The organism is Allochromatium humboldtianum (assembly GCF_013385175.1).
Taxonomy (GTDB): domain Bacteria; phylum Pseudomonadota; class Gammaproteobacteria; order Chromatiales; family Chromatiaceae; genus Thermochromatium; species Thermochromatium humboldtianum.
Genome location: NZ_JABZEO010000015.1, coordinates 46,633 through 67,608 on the forward strand (window position 1 = coordinate 46,633; position 20,976 = coordinate 67,608).

16 protein-coding genes are annotated in these 20,976 nt (G+C 66.0%); 5 read left to right on the top strand and 11 right to left on the bottom strand.

The genetic code is table 11. The annotated features are described in order from the left end of the window. The gene (locus HW932_RS17585; RefSeq protein ID WP_176977793.1) at positions 1-1,425 is read left to right on the top strand and encodes a GH1 family beta-glucosidase; all 1,425 of its coding nucleotides are present in this window, start codon (positions 1-3) and stop codon (positions 1,423-1,425) included. Here HW932_RS17585 and mdoH read toward each other — a convergent pair. The 7 genes from mdoH to HW932_RS17620 form a co-directional block, all read right to left on the bottom strand. After that, on the bottom strand, positions 1,310-3,385 hold the full coding sequence (gene mdoH, locus HW932_RS17590) for a glucans biosynthesis glucosyltransferase MdoH (RefSeq protein WP_176977794.1): 2,076 nt from the start codon (positions 3,383-3,385) through the stop codon (positions 1,310-1,312). The two genes, HW932_RS17585 and mdoH, sit on opposite strands and share 116 nt — an antisense overlap. Continuing rightward, the gene (locus HW932_RS17595; RefSeq protein WP_222932437.1) at positions 3,382-3,939 is read right to left on the bottom strand and encodes a hypothetical protein; all 558 of its coding nucleotides are present in this window, start codon (positions 3,937-3,939) and stop codon (positions 3,382-3,384) included. Before HW932_RS17595 ends, mdoH begins: the two co-directional genes overlap by 4 nt. Next, a complete protein-coding gene (locus HW932_RS17600) occupies positions 3,924-5,513 on the bottom strand; it encodes an OpgD/OpgG family glucan biosynthesis protein (protein WP_176977796.1) in 1,590 nt (529 codons plus the stop codon). The genes HW932_RS17595 and HW932_RS17600 overlap by 16 nt, the downstream gene beginning before the upstream one ends. 176 nt (positions 5,514-5,689) lie before the next feature. Further along, the gene (locus tag HW932_RS17605) at positions 5,690-7,579 is read right to left on the bottom strand and encodes an OmpA family protein (RefSeq protein WP_176977797.1); all 1,890 of its coding nucleotides are present in this window, start codon (positions 7,577-7,579) and stop codon (positions 5,690-5,692) included. Positions 7,580-7,659: 80 nt separating this feature from the next. After that, a complete protein-coding gene (locus tag HW932_RS17610) occupies positions 7,660-8,874 on the bottom strand; it encodes an acetate/propionate family kinase (protein ID WP_176977798.1) in 1,215 nt (404 codons plus the stop codon). After that, entirely contained in the window at positions 8,871-10,994 is a 2,124-nt protein-coding gene (gene pta, locus HW932_RS17615; RefSeq protein WP_176977799.1) for a phosphate acetyltransferase, read from the bottom strand. Before pta ends, HW932_RS17610 begins: the two co-directional genes overlap by 4 nt. A gap of 129 nt (positions 10,995-11,123) precedes the next feature. Then, the gene (locus HW932_RS17620; RefSeq protein WP_176977800.1) at positions 11,124-12,167 is read right to left on the bottom strand and encodes a thioredoxin family protein; all 1,044 of its coding nucleotides are present in this window, start codon (positions 12,165-12,167) and stop codon (positions 11,124-11,126) included. Between the two features lie 198 nt (positions 12,168-12,365). Between HW932_RS17620 and HW932_RS17625 the strand changes: the two genes are divergently transcribed. After that, positions 12,366-13,484, top strand: a complete 1,119-nt coding sequence (locus HW932_RS17625) for a Fic family protein (protein WP_176977801.1) — start codon at positions 12,366-12,368, stop codon at positions 13,482-13,484. Here HW932_RS17625 and HW932_RS17630 read toward each other — a convergent pair. Beyond that, complete coding sequence (locus HW932_RS17630) at positions 13,435-14,037, bottom strand: type IIL restriction-modification enzyme MmeI (protein ID WP_176977802.1); 603 nt, start codon at positions 14,035-14,037, stop codon at positions 13,435-13,437. The genes HW932_RS17625 and HW932_RS17630 overlap by 50 nt on opposite strands. 74 nt (positions 14,038-14,111) lie before the next feature. On the opposite strand from HW932_RS17630, the gene yrfG reads away from it, so the two are divergent. After that, positions 14,112-14,819 (top strand): GMP/IMP nucleotidase, encoded by a 708-nt coding sequence (gene yrfG / locus HW932_RS17635; RefSeq protein ID WP_176977803.1) that lies wholly within the window; start codon positions 14,112-14,114, stop codon positions 14,817-14,819. On the opposite strand, the gene HW932_RS17640 is transcribed toward yrfG, so the two are convergent. Further along, complete coding sequence (locus tag HW932_RS17640) at positions 14,795-16,888, bottom strand: DEAD/DEAH box helicase (RefSeq protein WP_176977804.1); 2,094 nt, start codon at positions 16,886-16,888, stop codon at positions 14,795-14,797. The genes yrfG and HW932_RS17640 overlap by 25 nt on opposite strands. A 238-nt stretch (positions 16,889-17,126) precedes the next feature. Between HW932_RS17640 and trxA the strand changes: the two genes are divergently transcribed. Further along, positions 17,127-17,453, top strand: coding sequence for a thioredoxin TrxA (trxA, locus tag HW932_RS17645; protein ID WP_012969831.1), 327 nt, complete (start codon positions 17,127-17,129; stop codon positions 17,451-17,453). A gap of 189 nt (positions 17,454-17,642) precedes the next feature. Beyond that, positions 17,643-18,899 carry a transcription termination factor Rho gene (gene rho / locus HW932_RS17650; protein WP_176977805.1) on the top strand — a complete coding sequence of 419 codons (1,257 nt, stop codon included), beginning with the start codon at positions 17,643-17,645 and terminating at the stop codon, positions 18,897-18,899. Between the two features lie 22 nt (positions 18,900-18,921). Here the strand turns inward: rho and HW932_RS17655 are convergent, their stop codons facing one another. Both HW932_RS17655 and HW932_RS17660 read right to left on the bottom strand, forming a co-directional pair. Further along, positions 18,922-20,367, bottom strand: a complete 1,446-nt coding sequence (locus HW932_RS17655; RefSeq protein WP_246296906.1) for a GGDEF domain-containing protein — start codon at positions 20,365-20,367, stop codon at positions 18,922-18,924. A 10-nt stretch (positions 20,368-20,377) separates the two neighbouring features. Next, the gene (locus tag HW932_RS17660) at positions 20,378-20,965 is read right to left on the bottom strand and encodes a hypothetical protein (RefSeq protein WP_176977807.1); all 588 of its coding nucleotides are present in this window, start codon (positions 20,963-20,965) and stop codon (positions 20,378-20,380) included. Positions 20,966-20,976 lie beyond the last annotated feature (11 nt).

Here is a 20,976-nt window from a genome sequence, read left to right on the forward strand (position 1 = left end):
ATGACCGCGCCCTTTCCGAACGACTTTCTCTGGGGTGCGGCGACCTCCGCCTATCAGATTGAGGGCTTCCCGCTCGCCGATGGCGCCGGACCCAGTATCTGGCATCGTTTCGCGCACACGCCGGGACGGGTGGCCGGAAACGATACCGGCGATCTGGCCTGCGATCACTATCATCGCTGGCGGGACGACGTGGCGCTCATGGCTGAGCTGGGGCTGAACGCCTACCGCTTCAGCCTGGCCTGGGGACGGGTGCTGCCCGAGGGACGGGGCGCGATCAATCGTCGGGGACTGGATTTCTACGAACGCTTGGTCGATGCCCTGCTGGAGCACGGCATCCGGCCGATGGCCACGCTCTATCACTGGGATCTGCCGGTGGCGCTGCACGAGCGCGGCGGCTGGCTCAATCCGGACAGTCCGCGCTGGTTCGCCGACTATGCCGAGACCGTGTTCCGGGCACTGGGCGACCGCGTGCCCTTCTGGATCACGATCAACGAACCCTGGGTGGTCACGGCGCCCGGCTATCTGGACGGTCAACTCGCGCCCGGCCATCGCGATCTGTTCGAGCCGCCGCGCGTGGCGCATCATCTGCTGCTGGCTCATGCCGAAGCCGTCGCCGCCTATCGGACGCTGGGCCGGCACCGGATCGGTCCGGCGGTCAATCTCGAACCCCAGCATCCGGCCTCGTCATCCCCGGCGGATCTGGAGGCGAGCCGGCGGCGCGACGCCTTCATCAACCGCTGGTTCCTGGATGCGCTCATGTTCGGACGCTATCCCGAGGAACTGGCCGACATCTTCGGGCCGGCCTGGCCGGAGTTCTCGGCCGAGTCCCTGGCGAAGATCCGCTGTCCGGGCGATTTCATCGGGGTCAACTACTATTCGCGCGGTCTGGTCCGGGCCGCGCCCGAGGCGCCGCCGCTCAACGCGATCCGCATCACGCCGACGGATGCTGAGCTGACGGCCATGGATTGGGAGGTCTATCCCGAAGGGCTGACGGAAACCCTGCTGTGGCTGCGCGACCGCTACGCCAATCCGCCGCTCTACATCACCGAGAACGGCGCCGCCTTCGACGACCCGCCGCCGCGCGACGGGCTGGTCGAAGACCCCAGACGCGTCGCCTATCTGCGCACCCACATCCAAGCTGCCGCGACAGCGCTGGAACAGGGCGTCGACCTGCGCGGCTACTGCGTCTGGTCGCTGCTCGACAACTTCGAGTGGGCCGAGGGCTATTCCAAGCGCTTCGGTCTCTATCAGGTCGATCCCGGCGACCGGACGCGCCGGCCCAAGGCCAGCGCGCGCTTCTATCGCGAGGTCATCCGTTCGCAGGGGGCGGCGGCGCTTCCAGCGTCGGCGCCGCCCACAGCCGGGTGTGCAGCAGATGCAGCCCATCGCGATGCGACAGCAGCGCCCGCTTCTCGCGCAGACTGAGCGAGTCCTCGCCCTCGTCCTGGAGCTGTAGCGCCAGACCTTCCAGAATGTGCCGCCGCCGTCGCGTCTGCGGCTCATCGTGCAGCAGGGCATCGTGCAAGGCATAGACGCCGGGATTCATCATCGCCCGCGTCCAGAACGCCCGTTCTCCCACCGGCGCCTCGATCGGGGGCGACGGCTCGGTCAGCCGCTCTTCCAGTCGACGCAGCACCGGCGGCTCTTCGGTCTCAGCCGGCGTCAGAAACAGTCCGGCCTCTTTCAAACGCAGACCCAGCGAAGTGCGGCTGGTGAGGATGGAGACCGGAACCGAGAGCACCAGTCCCGCGAGCACCGGCGTGAACCACCAGAAGAAATCCGGCACATGCACATAGGCGACATAGCCGACCGCGAACGCGATCAGCGTATGGACGCCATGCGCGCCCAGCGCCTCCAGCACGCCGGTCTGATGGTCCCCGCGCTGCTGGGCCGGCCAGCCGACGCTGGTACGCAGCAGGATCGCCGCCACGAACTTGCTCTGGAACAGCATCAGCACCGGCGCGAGCAGCACCGACAGCAGACTCTCGATCAGCACGCTCAGACTCGCCTTGAGCAGACCGCCGAAGCGCCGCGCCTCGTCGCGATCGAGCGCCAGCAGGACCAGCGCCAGGATCTTGGGCAGGAACAGCAGAACGAGCGTCACCCACAGCACCGTGGTCATCTCGACCACATAGGACTCGGGCCAGATCGGCATGACGTTGTAGCCGAAGAAATATTCCGGCTGTTGCAGACTCTTGAAATAGGCCTCGACCCCGGTCGCGATCAGAAACAGCAGCCACAGCGGCGAGGCGGCATAGGACATGACGCCCATGGCGAAATGCAGCCGGCTCAGCGGCTTGAAGCCCTGCGCCAGGATCAGGCGCGCATGTTGCAGATTGCCCTGACACCAGCGCCGGTCGCGTTTGGCATAGTCGATCAGGGTCGGCGGGATCTCCTCGTAACTGCCGCCGAGATCGGGCGCCAGCCGCACCTTCCAGCCCGCGCGCGCCAGCAACGCCGCCTCGACGAAGTCGTGACTGAGGATGTCGCCGCCGAAGGGCTCGCGTCCCGGCAGCTTGGGCAGACCGCAGTGATCGGCGAAGGGCCGCACCCGGATGATGGCGTTGTGGCCCCAGAAATTGGCCGTGTCGCGCTGCCAGAAGGCCAGCCCGGCGACGAACAGCCGTCCATAGAGACTGCCGGCGAATTGGAGCATCCGCGCGAAGAAGGACGAGCGGTTGACCGGCACCGGCGGCACCTGGATCAGGGCGAGTCGTCGATCGGCCTCCATGCGGCGCACCATCTCGACCAGGGTCTCGCCGCTCATGATGCTGTCGGCGTCGAGCACGATCATGTAGCGATAACGTCCGCCCCAGTCGCGGCAGAAGTCGGCCAGATTGCCGCTCTTGCGCGCGGTGTTCTCGACCCGATTACGGTAGAAGAGCGGCACCCGATCGCCGAGTTCCTCCGTCCAGCGCCGCCAGTGCTGTTCTTCCTGGAGCCAGATGTCCGGCTCGCGCGTGTCGCTCAGGACGAAGAACTCGAACCCGTCCGAGTGTCCGGTCGCGACCAGCGAGTCGAACATGGCGCGCAGCCCGGCGAAGACACGCTCCGGGTCTTCGTTGTACACCGGCATCACCAGGGCGGTCTTGAAAGCGCCGGTCTCGGCGGACGCGGTTGGCTCGGACGCCGACTCCGCGCCCTCGCCTCCGCGATCCTGGAACGCCAGCACCAGAAAACCGATGGCCGCCGTCCAGAACGAGGCGCTGATCCACAGCATCAGGATGGTATAGAGGATCAGCAGCACCAGCTCGAGCGTCGAGAGCCCGCCGTCCTGGATCGCCGACGACAGCAGCGACAGGCAGAAGACGGTCGTGAGCAGAACCAGCGTGAAATAGAGCGGACGCGGCAGATGCCGCGTCGCGATGGTCGAGAGACGTTTCATGCCTGCACCTCTGCGGAGGCATGGTGCCGACCGCGAATCCCCAGCCAACGCAAGACCCTGGCCGCCAGACGTCGCACCAGACGATGACAGCAGAGCCGAATGGGATTGGGTTCCATGGTCAGGGGCGCATGCTCAGGAACCGCCTGGAAGCGCACAGCCCGGATGGATTCAGTCAGGGAATCCTCGCTCAGACCGGCCCAGCGCCGTGTCCAGCCCGGCACATGACCGCCGAGCACGGCAGCACGGGCCGCCGAGATCTGGTCGGGATCCGACTCCAGACCCAGTTCGGCGACCAGCCAGCGATCGAGCAGACGATGCGTCTCCTCGATCGCGACCTCCAGCGGCTCGCCCAGCTGACCGAGCGTGGCCCGAAACTCGACCCGCTCGATCACGCGGCGCACGAGCACCTCGGTCTCCTGCGAATCCTGCACGCCCAGAGCGTTCAGATAGAGCCGTACCCGCTGCTCGACCGGGGCGCGATCTTCGGTTGTGGACCAGGCCGCCGGAGCCGGCTCGTCGAGGACATCGAGTCGGTCACTCACTCCTGAACCCATCTGTAGCTCCAGGTCTCGCTGAGCACGTCATTGCCCTGTCGCAGGAAGGCGCGCAGATCCGCCGGTTCGCGGCCGTCCGGCTTCAGCTCGAAGAACAGGCGCCAGCCCTGGGTGTGCGGGTTCCACTGCACGATCGGCTTGGACAGCTCACCCGAGGTGCTGGTGACAACGGCCTCGATCTCGGTCTCGGTCTCGCCCTCCAGTCCGCTCTCGGGCGGCCGCTGAGCAAGCGACTCACCGGCGAAGTCGATCACGAACTTACGTTGGCTCGAATCCGGGATGTCGGTTCCGGCCGCGCCGACGCGGGTCGAGATCGCCCGTCCGCCCAGCAAGCCCGCTTCGGGATCCTGAGCGAAGCGCAGACGGTATTCGAGCTTCAGTTCCTCGCCCGGCTCCGGCTTACGCTCGGGCATCCAGTAGGCGACGATGTTGTCGTAACGCTCGGCGTCACTCGGGATCTCGACCAGCTCGACCATGCCCCGGCCCCAGTCGCCGATCGGCTCGACAAGCGCGCTCGGGCGGTTCTGATAGTGCGCCTCCAGGTCTTCGTAATTGCGGAAATCGCGATCGCGCTGGAAGAGTCCGAAGGATCTGGGATTCTCGGCGACGAAACCGCTCACGCGCAGACCACGCGGATTGGTCAGCGGACGCCAGATGCGCTCGCCGGTGCCGTTCACGACCAACAGACCGTCGGAGTCGTGGACCTCGGGGCGGAAGTCGTCGAGGAAGCGGTCGGTGTTCTCGCCATGGAAGAACATGCTGGTCAGGGGCGCGATCCCGAGCTTCTCGACCGACCGGCGCACGAACAGCCGAGCCTTGACGTCCATCACCGTCTCGATGCCCGGACGGATCACGAAGCTGTAGGCTCCGGTGACGCTCTCGCTGTCGAGCAGTGCGAACACTGTGATGTCGACCGCGTCGGACGTGGGCTTGAACACCCAGAACTCACGGAAGATCGGGAACTCTTCCTGGGTCGGCAGCCCGGTGTCGATCGCCAGTCCGCGCGTCGTGATGCCGTAGTTCAGCCCCTTGGAGACGCCACGGAAATAACTCGCCCCGAGAAAGACCACGACCTCATCGAACACGTCGTCCCTGTTGATCGGATAGAGCAGACGCAATCCGGCGAAACCGAGATCCGCCGGCATCTCATCGGGAACCTGGTTCCTACCATAGTCGAAGAGATCGTGCCGGAAAGGCACGACCTGCGAGACGCCATCCGCGACGACATTGACCGTCACCCGGTCCTTGAACAGGAAGCCGCGCGGAAAGAACTGCATCTGGAACGGCAGTCCCTCGGCCTTCCAAAGACTCTCGTCGCGGTCGAAACGGATATCGCGATATTGGTCGTAATCCAGATCGGCGAGATAGTCCGGGAGCGCCGGACGGTCGGGCTGATAGTCGGCGGCGGCCAGTTCCTGAGCACGCCGGACCACGGCCGCGAAGGTGAAGGCGCCCGGAGCGCCCTCGCTCGGTGCGGGCTCGACCAGACCGGGGCTGTCGTCCGCCCACAGTGGCGTGCCAGAAACCAACGTCGATCCAAGAACCAGGATTCCGAACAGTCGAGCGAGCGTCATGTTGTTCTCGATGGGGTGTGATTGAACGCCAAAAGTGCCTGTGATGCCGGTGAATCCGTCGCACTCGGTCCGGGAGCGCAAGCGCCGGCGGCTCGTGCCTGAGCAACGAGCCGCCGGTAACGGAGAGACGGGAGGCGGAGCCGCGCGGATTCTAGCTCGAATCCGCGTCGTCGGCATCAGTCACGATCGAGAATATAGACCTCGACGCGACGGTTCTTGCCGCGCCCCTCGGCGGTCGCATTGTCGGCGATCGGGCGCTCCGGCCCAAGTCCCTCGGCGCTCAGACGCCCCTCGTCCACGCCACGCTCGACGAGCGCCTGACGCACGGCCTCGGCGCGCTGGAGCGACAAGCTCTGATTGAGCGCCGCGCTGCCGAGGCTGTCGGTATGGCCCTCGATGCGCGCGGTCAGCTCGGGATGGGCCTTCAGCAGCGCCGCGATACGATCCAGACTCGCCAGTTCGCCCGCCGGCAGGGTCGCCTGGCCGGTGGGGAAGCTCAACTCGGACTCGGCCAGACTCAGGAGCAGTCCGCGCTCGGTGAAGGCGCCGTTGAGCTGGGCGAAGCTGGTGTGCAGTGCTCGCAGACGGGCCAGCTCGGCGGCGGCTTGGCTCTGATCGGCTGAGGGCGTCTCGGACTGAAGCGACTGACGCGCCGTCTCCAGTTCGGTTTCGAGCGCTTGGATCCGGGCGCGCGCTTCATTCAGGGTCTCATCGGCCCCGTCCTGGGCGCGCGCCTGTTCCAGCTCAGCCGTGAGCGACTCGATGCGCGCGCGTGCTTCGGTCAGCGCCTCGGATTCGGACTGATCGGCCGTGCGCACCTGCTCCAGTTCGGCTTCGAGCGAGGCAATGCGTGCCTGCGCCTCGGTCAGCGCCTCATTCTCGTCCTGAGCCGCCGCCTCGGCGGCCTGCTGCAATTCGGCCAGACGAGCACGTGCCTGCTCCAGCGCCTCGTTCAGGCTCGCTCGCGAATCCTCGACTTCAGCGCGCGCCGCCTCCAGATCGGCTTCCAACTCCCGGATACGTGCCTCGGCGGCGGCGAGCTTCTCGGCTTCCTGAGCCTCGTCGCCGGCTTCGGCGCGTGCTTGTTCCAGCGCCGTTTGCAGCTCGGTCAGCGCCGCCTCATGCGCGGCCAGGGCATTCGCCTGCTGCTGCTCCAGTGCGGCGCGCGCCTCGCGCTCGGCATCGAGTTCGGCTTCGAGCGCCGCGACCCTGGCCAGTGCTTCACGCGCCTGTTCGGACTGAGCGGCCTCGCGGTGGCTCAATTCGAGATCCATGCGCACCTTCTGCAGCTCGGTCTGCGACTCGGCCAGACGCGCCCGCGTCGCCTCGTGTTCCTTGTAGAGCGTCTCGAACTCCGCCCTGGCCTTGGCCAGATCGTCGGCGAGCGCCTGCGCCTCAGCGGTGCGACCCTCCGGCGTACCCAGCAGACCCAGCTCCTGGACGGTCCTGAGCAGTTCGGCATCCGCCGGCGTCGTGCGCGCCAGGGACACGCGCTCATTGAGATGGCGCTCCAGCTCGGCGATACGCTGCTGATGACTGGTCGCAGACTCGGCGATGGCGTCGTTGACACGCCCCAGGTCAGCCTTCAGGGCCTGCACCTTCTCGCGCTCGGCTTCCAGTCGGGCCTGGACCTCATCGCGCGCCGCCGCCAGACGCTGCTGCTCGGCCACGGCCTGAGCGGTCTTTTGACGCTCATCGGCCAGCACGGCGGCATGGGCGGCCTTGATGCCCTCCATGTCCTGTCCCAGACCGACCTTGATCTCTTCGAGCATGTGGATCTGGTCGTTCAGATCACGCTTTTCGGTCTGGAACCGCTCCTTGAGCGCTTCGATCTCGGCGCGGCTGGCGTTCCAGCCCTCCTCGGCGGCCAGACGGCGCGCTTCGGTCTCCTTGACCCGGTCGCTCAATTGCACGACCAGGGAGTCCTTCTCGGCGATCTGCGCCTTGAGTCGATCGTCGTACCAGTCGTAGAGGATGTAGACGCCGACCAGTGCGAACATCAAGGCAAAGGCGATCAGCTTCCAGAAGGACTGACTACCGGACTGAGGGGGACTGGGTTCGGACATCGTCGTCTCCTGTAGGGTTTGATCCGGCGATTATCGCTTACCGGCGAAGATGATCCCAGCACGGCGCATCCGGGAAGCGATCATCCGCCGGCATCCGCGACCGTCCGCAGTGCCTGCTGAGCGATCTCCAGTTCCTCGTTGGTCGGGACGACCAGTACCTGGACTTCGCTCTCGGGCGCGCTGATGCAGCGCTCGCCACGCAGGGCGCGCGCCTCGTTGAGCTCGCTATCGAGTCGGATGCCCAGCCGTTCCAGACCCTCGCAGGCACGACGGCGGATCTCGGCGGCGTTCTCGCCGATGCCGCCGGTGAAGACGACGGCATCGACCCGACCGAGTTCAGCGTAATAGGCGCCGATGTATTTCTTGAGCCGATGCGTCGTGATGGCGATGGCCAGCTCGGCGCGCTCGTCGCCGGCGGCGGCCAGTTGGTCGATCTCGCGCATGTCGTTGACTCCGCACAGCCCCAGCAGACCGCTCTGCCGGTTGAACAGCCGGTCGAGTCCGTCGGCGTCCAGCCCCAGATGCTTGCACAGGTAGATGACGACCGCCGGATCGATGTCGCCGCTGCGCGTGCCCATGACCAGCCCTTCGAGCGGGGTCAGGCCCATGGAGGTGTCGACGCACTGCCCGGCGCGGATCGCCGTGGCGCTCGCGCCATTGCCCAAATGCAGGGTGATCAGATTGCACTGATCGAGCGGTTTGCCGAGCAGTTCGGCGGCCCGCTTGGCGACATAGTGATGCGAGGTGCCGTGGAAACCGTAGCGGCGGATGCGATGCTCGGTATAGAGCGCCTCGGGGATGGCGTAGCGATAGGCCGAAGGCGGCATGGTCTGATGGAAGGCCGTATCGAAGACCGCCACGGCGGGCACGCCCGGAAAGTGCGCGCGCGCCGCCTCGATGCCGGCCAGATGACCGGGGTTGTGCAGCGGAGCGAGCGGGACGACCTCGCGGATGGCCTCGATCACAGAGTCGTCGATCAACGCCGGCTGCTTGAAGCGCACCCCGCCATGGACCACGCGATGACCGATGGCCGCGAGTTCGGCGACATCGGTCAGCACGCCGCTGTCGCGCAGTGAGCGGATGATGTGGTCGATGCCCTGCGCATGGCTCGCGATCGGCAGCGACTCCTGACTGGAATGCGAGGCTTCGTCAGCGTCGAGCCAGTTGAGTTTGATCTCGCCCTCCGGCTCTCCGATGCGCGCGACCAGACCCGAGGCCGGCGCCTGCCAGTCCTCGACCCGGAAGAGCTGATATTTGATCGAGGAACTGCCCGAGTTGAGTACCAGAACCTTCATCGAGCGATCTCCTCGTTGGTGACGATGGTCGCCTTGGACTCATCCTGCGCCTGGATGGCGGTGATAGCCACGGTGTTGACGATGTCGGTCACGGTACAGCCGCGACTGAGATCGTTGACCGGCTTGTTCAGCCCCTGGAGCACCGGACCGATGGCCACGGCGCCGGCGCTGCGCTGCACCGCCTTGTAGGTGTTGTTGCCGGTGTTGAGGTCCGGGAAGATCAGCACCGTGGCATGACCCGCGACCTCGCTGTCGGGCATCTTGGAGCGCCCGACCTCGATGTCGACGGCCGCGTCGTACTGGATCGGTCCCTCGACCTTGAGATCGGGGCGGCGCTCGCGCACCAGACGCACCGCCTCGCGCACCCGGTCGACGTCCTCGCCCTTGCCCGAGCTGCCGCTCGAATACGACAGCATGGCGATGCGCGGCTCGATGCCGAAGGCCGTCGCCGTCTGTGCCGAGCTGATGGCGATGTCGGCCAGTTCCTCCGAATCCGGATTGGGATTGACGGCACAGTCGCCATAGACCAGCACCCGATCGGGCAGGCACATGAAGAACACGCTGGAGACGAGCTTGACGCCCGGCTTGGTCTTGACCGTCTCGAACGAGGGCCGGATGGTGTGCTGGGTGGTGTGGGTCGCCCCCGAGACCATGCCGTCGGCATCGCCGTGGTAGACCATGAGGGTGCCGAAGTAGCTGACGTCCTGGAGGACATCGTAAGCCATCTGCTCCGAGATGCCCTTGTGCTTGCGCAGCTCGTAATAGGTCTGGGCATAGCGGATGCGATCGGGCGACTCGACCGGATCGATGATGCGGATGGCGTCGAGATCCAGACCCAGCTCAGCGGCACGGCGCTGGATGCGCTCGGGATTGCCGAGCAGGGTCAGGTCGGCGACCTGACGCAGGCTGAGGATCTCGGCGGCACGCAGGATGCGTTCGTCCCCGCCCTCGGGCAGCACGATACGCTGACGCCTGGACTTGGCGCGACGGATCAGCTCGTACTCGAACATCAGCGGCGTGACGCGCTCGGAGTGATGTACGGCCGCGCGGGTGCGCAACTCTTCGAGATCGACATGGGCCTCGAACACGCCGAGCGCGGCGGCGATCTTGCGATCATCGCCCGGCAGCAGGCTCGACTCGATCCGGCTCACCTGCATGGCTGTGGTGAAGGTGTCGGTCGGCACCTGGAGGATGGCGACCTTGGTGCGGCGCAGACCCTCGATCAGATCGCGGACCTTGTCGGCCGGGCGCAGACCGCCGGTGAGCAGCAGCCCGGCCACGCGCGGAAAGGCCGATGAGGCATCGGCGGCCAGACTGGCCAGGATGATGTCGGAGCGGTCGCCGGGCGTGATGATGAGACAGCCGTCCTCGACATAGCGCAGGAAATCCGGGATCTCCATGGCGGCGATCTTGTAGTTGGTGACGACCTGATGCAGGGCGTCGCCCTCGCCGTAGAGACACTCGGCGCCGAGCGCCTGCCGGATCTCGCCCACGGTCGGCATGCCGAGCGCCTGCTGCTCCGGGAGCACATAGACGGTCTCAGTCTCGGTGAGCAGATGCTGGACCCGGCCGCGCACCGTATCCAGATCCTCCGGCGCCACGCCATTGACCACGGTGGCCAGGAAGTCGCCGCCGCGCTCGCGCATCAGCTCGTGGGTGATGTGCAGGGCGTCCCAGGCTTCCTGCGGGGTACGTCCGAAGCCCTTGACCACGGCCACCAGACTACAGCCGAAGTTGTTGGCCAGATCGACGTTGAAGCCGAATTCCAGCGAGGGGATGAGTCCGTTGTAGTCGGTGCCGGCGCAGACGACCAGATCGCACTGCTCTTCGAGCATCTTGAATTTGTTCATGATGAGCTTGAGCAGCTCGTCATAGCGCCCGCTGCCGATGAACTGGCGGGCCGTCTCCACGGTGCAGCCGTAGAGCATCTCGGGCGGAAAGGGCAACGCATAGCGCGAGGCGATCAGGGCCGTGAGATTGTCCAGCTCGGCGCCCTGGGGCGCGAAGGGGCGGAAGAAGCCGACCCGGCGGCCCACCGCCGACAACATCTCCATGAAGCCCAGGACGACGACCGACTTGCCGCTACCGGCGCCGGCGCCGGCGATATAGATGCTTTGCATGATCTCACTCTGACGGGAAAGGGTTCGGCCGCGCCTCTGGCATGGCCGCTGAAATGCTGCATTGCGCCAAAATACCAGATTCTCCCCGACGAGGGGCGACGAGTCCGTGACATCGGGGTCGCACGTCGTTCAGGGGCGGTGCGAGGATGTTGCGCTGCGGCGGTCCTGGTCGCGTTCGTCCTGAGCGAGGATGTCGTCGAGCACCTGATCCAGACGCTGGAAGTCGAGGACTGAATCGAGCCGCTCCAGCTCGCGGCCCTGTTCGTCGAAGAAGAGGACAGCCGGGGCGTGCCGGATTTCGAGTGCGTCGGCCCAGGCGCGGGCCGTGGTGCGTTCACCCTTGGGCGTAATGACGGGCGTGTCGGAACGCCGGTCGAGCTGGACGGCGTCGAGTGCTTCGAAGCGCCGCTGAGTCTCGGGCAGGCGTAGCACCCGACCGTGGAGCACGTCGCAGGGGTGACAGTCACCGCGCTCGAAGAAGACGGCCAGCGGGCGCGTGGACGGGATGCGCCGGTCGAGCGCATGGGGCGGCGGGCTGAAGAAGGGCTGGTCGTTGAGATCCTCGCTGTCGAAGACCAGACGCTCGTCGCCGCGCGCCAGATAGTCGTCGAAGGACTCGCGCTGATAGTGACCGTCGGCGACGTATTCGAGCGCCGCCCGGAACGGATAGATCGGATAATAGCCGCGCAGTCTGAGCGCCAGCCGACCCTCGGCGTCGTAGAACAGGATCGAGGGTGTGAAATCGGTCTGCTCGCGTCGCGCCCAGGTGTGTTCGTCGAGTCGCTCGCCGTCCAACGTCCTGATCTCGGCACGGCCATGGATGTCAACGGACACCAGGTCGAAATGACGGCGGAGATAGGCGACGAGATCCGGATCGGCGAGGTTCACGCGCATGAATCGCTCGCAATGGACGCAGTGCTCCTGGCCGAAATAGACCATGAGTCCGCGCTTGCCGGCGGCGATGGCGGCTTCGAGGTCGGCGCGGATGTCGAGCCGATCCGACAGGAACCAGTCCGGATACGCCGCCGTCTCGCTGACACGCTGCATTGCCGTGCCGCCCTCCGGATCCAGGTCGTCGGGTCGATCGAACGCCGGCGCCGCCGAGCTGAACACGATCAGCACTGAAATGAGGTTCTTTCGAGCCAGGGCCGAAAGCTCAATCGTCCAGGCCATATTGGTGCATCACCTGCTTCTGCTGTTCCAGCCATAACGGCATCACCACTTGCCACAAGCGGCCTTGCGCCGCCTCGATCGTCGACGACGCTGAGGTCGATCAGGCGATCGTTCGATGAAGCATGATAGCGATCCGTTGTCCGTGAAGCGATTGCGCACCATAATCGCTTCATATATTGAAGCGATTAGGCTCTCCAAATGCCTCACACCTGGATCTGGGAATCACCCGACTGGCCTGAGTTTCGCTGGGACGCGGTCCGGATCGCGCCTTGTCTCGCCCGCGCCCGACTGGCCCAGGGCAAGGTGCTCGGCGCGGCGCGGTGGCTTGATGCCGACCTGACGCTGGAGGCCGTGGCCGCCATTCTGGTCGAGGACGGCCTGACCACCAGCGCCATCGAAGGTGAACAGCTCGATCTGGAGGCGGTGCGTTCGTCCGTGGCCCGCCATCTGGGACTGCCGACCGCCGGTCTGCCGGTGCCGCCGCGTGCCGTCGATGGGCTGATCGATGTGCTGCTGGATGCCGTGCAGCGTCACGATGTTCCCCTGAGCGTCGAGCGTCTGTTCGGCTGGCAGGCGGCGCTGTTTCCGACCGGGTATTCGGGTTTGCACGCCATCCGCGTCGGAACACTGCGCGGCGATGAACCGATGCAGGTAGTCTCCGGGGCCATCGGCCGAGAGCGGGTCCATTTCATCGCGCCGCCCCGTGACGGGCTGGAGACCCGGCTCGGTGGCTTTCTCGACTGGTTCAATGCGACTCCGGATGATTTGGATGGGCTGGTGCGCGCCGGGCTGGCGCACCTCTGGTTCATCACTCTGCATCCCTTCGAGGACGGCAACGGTCGGCTGGCCCGCGCCATCACCGACATGGCGCTTGCCCAGGACGAGGGGCCGCCGATGCGTCTGTTCAGTCTCTCGGCGCAGATCCAGCGCGAACGGGCCGGCTACTACGCCATCCTGGAGTGCACCCAGTGCGGCGGGCTGGACGTCACTGAGTGGCTTGCGTGGTTTCTGGCTCAGGTCGAGGCGGCCGCGACGGCGGCGGAGCAGACGGTGGCCAATACGCTGGCCAAGGCGCGTTTCTGGTTGCGGCATCAGGCCACGGTGCTCAACGAGCGTCAGCGCAAGGTGCTCAATCGTCTGCTGGATGCCGGCCCGGACGGATTTGCGGGCGGCATGAACACCCGCAAGTACATGGGCCTGACCAAGACCAGCCGCGCGACCGCCTATCGCGAACTGGCCGATCTGGTCGAGAAGGATTGCTTGCGGCCTACCGGGCAGGGTGGGCGGAGTAGCGGGTATGAGATTCTGTGGCTGTGATGGTTGGGGTGGGATCTACCCGGCACATTGTCTTCCTGAGCATTTGCGCGCAATCTCCGGGGACGTGACACGCATCCGGAAAGGCCACATAGTGCCCGCCCGAACGGCTGAACTCGGCATAGAGCGTGAACGCGCGCCCGACATCGACGATGACGATGAACGGCGGACGCCCCTCATCGGGCGGCAAACAGCGGATGTAGTTCTCCGACTGCTGACGCGCCTTGACGATGGCCGTATCCCAGCCGCCGCTGCCGGTCCGCTTGCCGGTGTCCTTGCCTTCGAGGATGAAGCAACCGCGCCGATAACAGTCGACCGCGCGCGTGGTCTGACCGCCATCGGCGAAACGCTCGATCAGCTTGCGCTCGAACACATAGGCGTTGTCGCTATGCTCGGACCCGGCGGGATCAGGCGGCGGCAGATCGAGCAGCGCGCAGAGTTCCAGGATGAACATCTGGAGATTGGCCCGCTCGTTGCCGCCGTGGCTGGCGCCGCTGCTCCAGCGGGCGATGAAGGTTTCGACGGCCGGCTCGATGTCTGGGGCAAGGATTGGCACGAAAAGCGTCCCGATTTTTCAAAAAACCTGTCTACAATCTGCGGCAACTTGACGCCTTTCGAGCCCGATGCCGTATGCCCACGACCAATGAACCCATCGACTGGACCCGGATCGACACAGTCTTCCTCGACATGGACGGCACCCTGCTCGATCTGCATTTCGACAATCACTTCTGGCTCGAACACGTCCCGCGCCGCTATGGCGAGGCGCGCGGCCTGTCGTTCGAGGCCGCCCGCGCCGAGCTGCACGCCCGCTATCGCGACATCGCGGGCACGCTCGACTGGTACTGCGTCGATCACTGGAGCCGCGAACTGGGTCTGGACATCGTGCTGCTCAAGCGCGAGGTCGAACACCTGATCGCCGTCCATCCGCATGTGATGGACTTCCTGGAAGCCCTGGCCGCGCTCGGCAAGCGGCGCGTCCTCGTCACCAATGCCCATCAGAAGACACTCGCGCTCAAGCTCGAACGCACGCCGCTCGCCGGTCATCTGGAGCGCGTGATCTCGGCGCACGATCTCGGGGTCGCCAAGGAGTCGCCCGAGTTCTGGCCCGCATTCCAGGCGATCGAGCCATTCGACACCGAGCGCACGCTCTTCGTCGACGACAACCTGGATGTCCTGCGCGCGGCGCGTGCGCACGGCTTGCGCCAACTGCTGGCCGTACTCGCGCCCGATTCCAAACAGCCGCCGCGCCAAACCGACGAGTTTCCCGCGATCAGCGACTTCTCGGCGCTGTTGCCCGGACTCGCGGCCTCGGTTCAGTCCACGGTCTCGGGCGCCTGATCCGAAACCGTCTCGGTTTCGGTCTGGACGGAACGCCCCTCCCCTGTCGGCTTGCGCCGACGCCGGCGCCGCTTGCCGGATTTGGCTTCGGCGGATTCCGCATCGGTCTTGGCGGGCGGCGCCTCGCTGGCAAGCTCCGCGTTCGCACCCGCCGGACGCGGCGCCTCAGCAGGCCGGACCTTGGCCGATGACTTCTCGACCGGCTCGCGCGGCTTGACCGGCGGACTGGTCAGAGCCGCCGGTTCGAGCTGACCGCGCGCACGCTTGATCCGGCGGATGATCGGCATGTCCGGGATCTCCAGCTCCGGCCCGGTGCGCTCCGGCCACTCGTCGACGAGCTGGTCGAGGAAGCTCTCGTCGAGCGTTCTGAGACGGGTCGGCGTGTTCGAGACCGGACGATCCTGACGCGGCGCAGGTGCGCTGGACGGTGCGTCGGTCGAGGCCGGCGCGACCGGCTCGGACCGGGCGGCTGGAGCAACAGCGGGCGTCTCAGGACTCACCGCCACGGTCTCGATGACGGCGTTCGACTCGAACGGCTCGCGGCTGACCGCCGTCTCGTCCGCGCCGGTCGATACCTCGGATCGACGTTCCGGACGCTCGCGCCCCGGACGCCGATCACGCCCGCTCGCCCCGTCGCGCTCCGACGAGCGACCATGCACACCACGCCCCTCGCCGCGCTCGCGTCCGCCACGCCCGCCGCGTCCATCGCGCCGTTCCTCGCGGTCGGCGCGATCCGGCCGGATGCGGCTGCGCGGATCGACCTCGGCCAGCCGCGCCGGATCGACGGGTTCGACCGGCACCTTGGCCCCGATGTACTGCTCGATGTCGAGCAGACAAAAGGCATAGGTCTCGCAGACGAAGCTGACCGCGTCCCCCGCCGCCCCGGCGCGTGCGGTGCGTCCGATGCGGTGCACATAGTCCTCGGGGTCTTCGGGCAGGTCGTAGTTGACCACATGGGTCACGTCCGGGATGTGCAGACCGCGCGCGGCGACATCCGTGCCGACCAGCACCGGCAGGGTGCCATTGGTGAAGTCACGCAACAGCTTCAGCCGCTTGGGCTGGGGCACGTCGCCCGAGAGCACGGCGGTGTCGATGCCGTTGCCCTGGAGATAGCCCCAGACGCGGTCGGCCTCGCGCTTGGTGTTGACGAAGACGATGATGCGCCCGTCCGGCCAGCCGCGAATCAGCCCCAGCAGCAGCGGGATCTTTTCTTCGTTGGCGGTCATGTAGCAGACCTGACGCACCCGGTCGGCCGTGACCTGCTCGGTCTCGATCTTGACCAAGCGCGGATGGTTCATGTGCTCATAGGCCAGCTCCGTGACCCGATAGGAGAGCGTCGCCGAGAACAGCATCCCGAGGCGCTGCTCCACCGGCGGCATCTGACGGAACAGATAGCGGATGTCCTTGATGAAACCGAGATCGAACATGCGATCGGCCTCGTCGAGCACCACCACCTCGATGCGCTTGAGGTCGAAGACATGCTGCTTGTAGTAGTCGATCAGGCGTCCCGGCGTGCCGATCAGGATGTCGACCCCGCGCGCCAGTTCGTCGCGCTGCTGCTGATAGCCGGTGCCGCCGTAGACCACGGTCGAGCGCAGGCCCGTGTGCTTGGCCAGCGACAGGGTGTCCTTGTGGATCTGCACCGCCAGCTCACGCGTCGGCGCCAGCACCAGCGCCCGTGGACCACGGCGACGTCTGGCGGGAGCGGTCGGCGCGGGCAACGGCTCAGGCGCAGACTCGGCTTCGAGCGCGGCTGCAGGTTCGAGCGATCCGGTCTCCGGCGCGTCGTCCGCCGAGACGGGCGTCGTCTCAGAGACCGCCGCCGATTCGGGCACGGTCTCAGGCGGCTCATGCAACAGACGCTGCATCAGCGCCACCAGGAAGGCCGCCGTCTTGCCGGTGCCGGTCTGGGCCTGTCCGGCGATGTCCTGGCCCTGGAGGGCGATCGGCAGGGTTTCGGCCTGGATGGGCGTGCAATGGGTGAAGCCGGCCTCGGCGAGACCGGCGAGGATCCGGGGATCGAGCGCGAGACTGTCGAAGCGGGTCGAGGTCAGATGTGTGTCGGTCATGAAGCTATCGGTGAACGTCCGGGTTGGCCTGCTGAGCGGTTTCGAAGCCTCGCGGACGGCAAGGCTTGCAAATTACCTTCGCTTTGGATCAAATAGCATCTTACTCAAGGGCCGATACCAACGCCAATTCACAGGCCCGCTCCTCGTTCCGAATCCACGCGCGACGCCGCTCCGGCGAGCCTTCACGCCCTTCGCCAATCCATCCACGTCAATATAAATACAATGGGAGACGACTTCAGTGAGCGATAGCATCGTCCATGTGACCGATGACTCTTTCGAAGAAGAGGTTCTGAAATCCCCCGATCCGGTGTTGGTCGACTACTGGGCCGACTGGTGCGGACCCTGCAAGATGATCGCTCCCGTGCTCGACGAGATCGCCGACGAATACGCCGGGCGCGTCAAGATCGCCAAGCTCAACATCGACGAGAACCCCAACACCCCGCCCCGCTATGGCATTCGCGGCATCCCGACCCTGATGCTCTTCCGCGGCGGCGAAGTCGAGGCCACCAAGGTCGGCGCCGTCTCCAAGTCCCAGTTGACGGCCTTCATCGACAGCAATCTCTGAGCCGCGCGCTCGAGACCCCAGGCGCGGTCCGCCGCGCCGTCGAGGACACTCACCCACGACCGAATCCACGCGGGGCGTCCATCCGGACGCCCTCATCTCCACCCGGCCCGCCGCACGCCTCATCGCCATCGCCTCCACGGCGAGACGCGGCCGCCAACCCAGACATCCGTCCTGACGAACACAACCGTGATGAATCTAACTGAACTCAAGAAGATGCCGGTGCCCAACCTGGTGGCCCTGGCGCAATCCATGGACATCGAAGGCGTCGGCCGCTCGCGCAAGCAGGATCTGATCTTCGCCATCCTCAAGGCTCAGGCCAAGAAGGGCGAGGACATCTACGGCGACGGCGTGCTGGAGATCCTCTCGGATGGGTTCGGTTTCCTGCGTTCGGCCGACGCCTCCTATCTGGCCGGGCCGGACGACATCTATGTCTCGCCGAGCCAGATCCGGCGCTTCGCGCTGCGCACCGGCGACACCATCTCGGGCAAGATCCGTCCGCCCAAGGACGGCGAGCGCTATTTCGCGCTGCTCAAGGTCAACGACATCAACTTCGACCGCCCCGAGAACGCCAAGTCGAAGATCCTGTTCGAGAACTTCACGCCGCTCTTCGCCCAGCAGCGCCTGACGCTGGAGATCGGCAACGGCAGCACCGAGGACATCACGGCCCGTACCATCGATCTGGTCGCGCCCATCGGCAAGGGGCAGCGCGGGCTGATCGTCTCGCCGCCCAAGGCCGGTAAGACCATGATGCTGCAGAACATCGCGCAATCCATTGGCCACAACCATCCCGACTGCTATCTGATCGTGCTCCTGATCGACGAGCGTCCGGAGGAAGTGACCGAAATGGCGCGCTCGGTGCGCGGCGAGGTCATCTCCTCGACCTTCGACGAGCCGGCCACCCGTCACGTCCAGGTCGCCGAGATGGTGATCGAGAAGGCCAAGCGACTGGTCGAGCACAAGCGCGACGTGGTCATCCTGCTCGACTCCATCACCCGTCTGGCGCGCGCCTACAACACGGTCGTGCCCTCCTCCGGCAAGGTGCTCACCGGCGGTGTGGATGCCAACGCCCTGCAACGGCCCAAGCGCTTCTTCGGCGCCGCGCGCAACGTCGAGGAAGGCGGCTCGCTGACGATCCTGGCCACGGCCCTGGTCGACACCGGCTCGCGCATGGACGACGTGATCTACGAGGAGTTCAAGGGCACCGGCAACATGGAGATCCACATGGATCGCCGTATCGCCGAGAAGCGCATCTTCCCCGCGATCAACATCAACCGCTCCGGCACCCGGCGCGAGGAACTGCTGATGGGTCAGGCGGAACTGCAAAAGATGTGGATATTGCGCAAGATCCTGCACCCGATGGATGAGCTGGCGGCGATGGAATTCCTGCACGACAAGCTCAAGGCGACCAAGACCAACGACGAGTTCTTCTCGTCGATGAAGGGCTGATCCGTCCCCTGATTAGGGTGGTTTAGAAGCCCAGCCCCTCGCCGAGAACGCCGGCGGGCGCGGACAGAACCCGGTTGCGCCCGGCCTCCTTGGCCATGTAGAGCCAGCGGTCGGCGATGTCGACGAAGGCGTCGAGATGCTCGCCCTGATACTGAGCCACGCCGCCGCTGATGGTGACTTCGACGCCCGCCGCCGCGAACTCGATCTGTGCCACCGAAGTACGGATGCGCTCGGCGACCTCGCCGGCTTCGGCCAGATCGGCATGCGGCAGGATGACCAGGAACTCCTCGCCGCCATGCCGCCCGGCCACGTCGACCTCGCGGGTGCAGGTCTTGAGCACGCGACCGACCTCCACCAGCACCTCATCGCCCACGCCATGCCCGAAGGTGTCGTTGATGCGCTTGAAGAAATCCAGATCGAACAGAATGAGCGAGAGCGCATGGCGGTAGCGATTGGCCAGATCCATCTCATGAGCCAAACGCTGGTAGAGATAGCGCCGGTTGTAGAGTCCGGTCAGGGCATCGGTGAAGGAGGCCGCGCGCAGTTCCTCCTGGACCGCCTTCAGCTCCGAGACGTCCGCCAGACCGATGAGCCGACTGGCCATGCCCGAGAAGGTCATGGGCACCGCTGACACCAAGGCCCAGCGCGCCTTCTCACCGGCCGCTTTCAGTTGGGTTTCACGCCATTCCCCCGCCCGATCCGGCAGCCCTGCCCCGAGCAGTGCGCGCCAAGTCTCGCCATCGAGCATACCGCTCGCCTCCTCACGCAAATCCAGATAGACCCTGGCCGCCTGATTGGCCCGGCGCGCGCCCGGCTCGTCATCGGCCTGGAGCAGCATCGGGAAGGGCGCGGCCTCGAAGACGGCGCGCAGATTGTTCTCGCTCTCGCGCAGACGACGCAGGAAACGTCGGGTCTGGAACCAGGCATAAGCGATCGACAACAGGATGAAGCCTGCCACCCACACCAGGGTCGTTCCGAGGTCTCCGGTCAGATTGCGCAGGAATCTGGGACTCGAATAACAGGTCGCCACCCCGATCAGCAGACGATCGCGCGGATGGTAGAGCGGGATGCGCGCGATGAAGCAACCGTCGCAGACGGCGCCGCCGAGGTCCAGATCCAGACTGCCGGGCGGAACCCGCAGCAGATCATAGTCGAACAGCAGACTGACCCGATGGATGAAGGGTTCGCCCGTCTTTTCATCCTTGAACAGCAGGATGGAACCCAGGGCCGCGATCAGTTCGCGTCGAATCTGCTCGGGCGGTTGGGCGCCGTCGATCAGCCGCTCGACCCCCTGGATCTGGGACTGGGCCAGCACGGTCGCGCGGCTCTCGGCCTCAGCGCGCAGTGTCGGCTCCAGCACCAGGAACCAGTGGAGCGCGACCAGGAGCGTCAGTATCAGCCCGAGCAGACCGAAGATCAGGGCCAGATAGCCCTCCAGCCGGGGCGACAGCCGGCGCATCAGGGCCATGAATCTCGAATCATCCGCCTTCATGGATGCGCGCCACATCGAGAAAGAAGGACTTGAAACGCAGTCCGGCCCGCTGCGCACGCGCCGGGTCGATGAAGGGCAGGACGCGATCGGCCACGTGGATCCCGGCGACGGCCCCGCCCTCGACGGCGCCGGCGAACGGTGAGAAGACCAGCGTGCGATGACGCTCGGACCAGTTCCGGAATCGACGAGGATCCAGTTCGACGCCGGCGACGAAGATACCCGCCGGACGCCCCCCGGAATAGGCATCGAGTTCGGTGGCCGAGAGGATCCGAACCTCCAGCGGATAGTCGCGAATCCTGGAGACGGACTCGAAGCTCGCGGCCGCCTGACGTGCCACGGTGCTGTTTTCCGCATACACCACCAGCACCCGCAGCGATCCGGCGGGCGTCAGCAGGCTGTCGAGCGATTCGAGTGCGCCGAGACAGGCCGGAAACAGCTTGAGTCCCACGCGCACGCGCTGATCGTCCTCACGCCAGAGCGTCTGGCTCTCGCTGGCCGCGCTGTGCAGGATGAACCAGGGGACGAGCGCCAGCAGCAACCCCAGGAACGCCGATCGGATGCCCATGGATGACATGGATGGTGCGC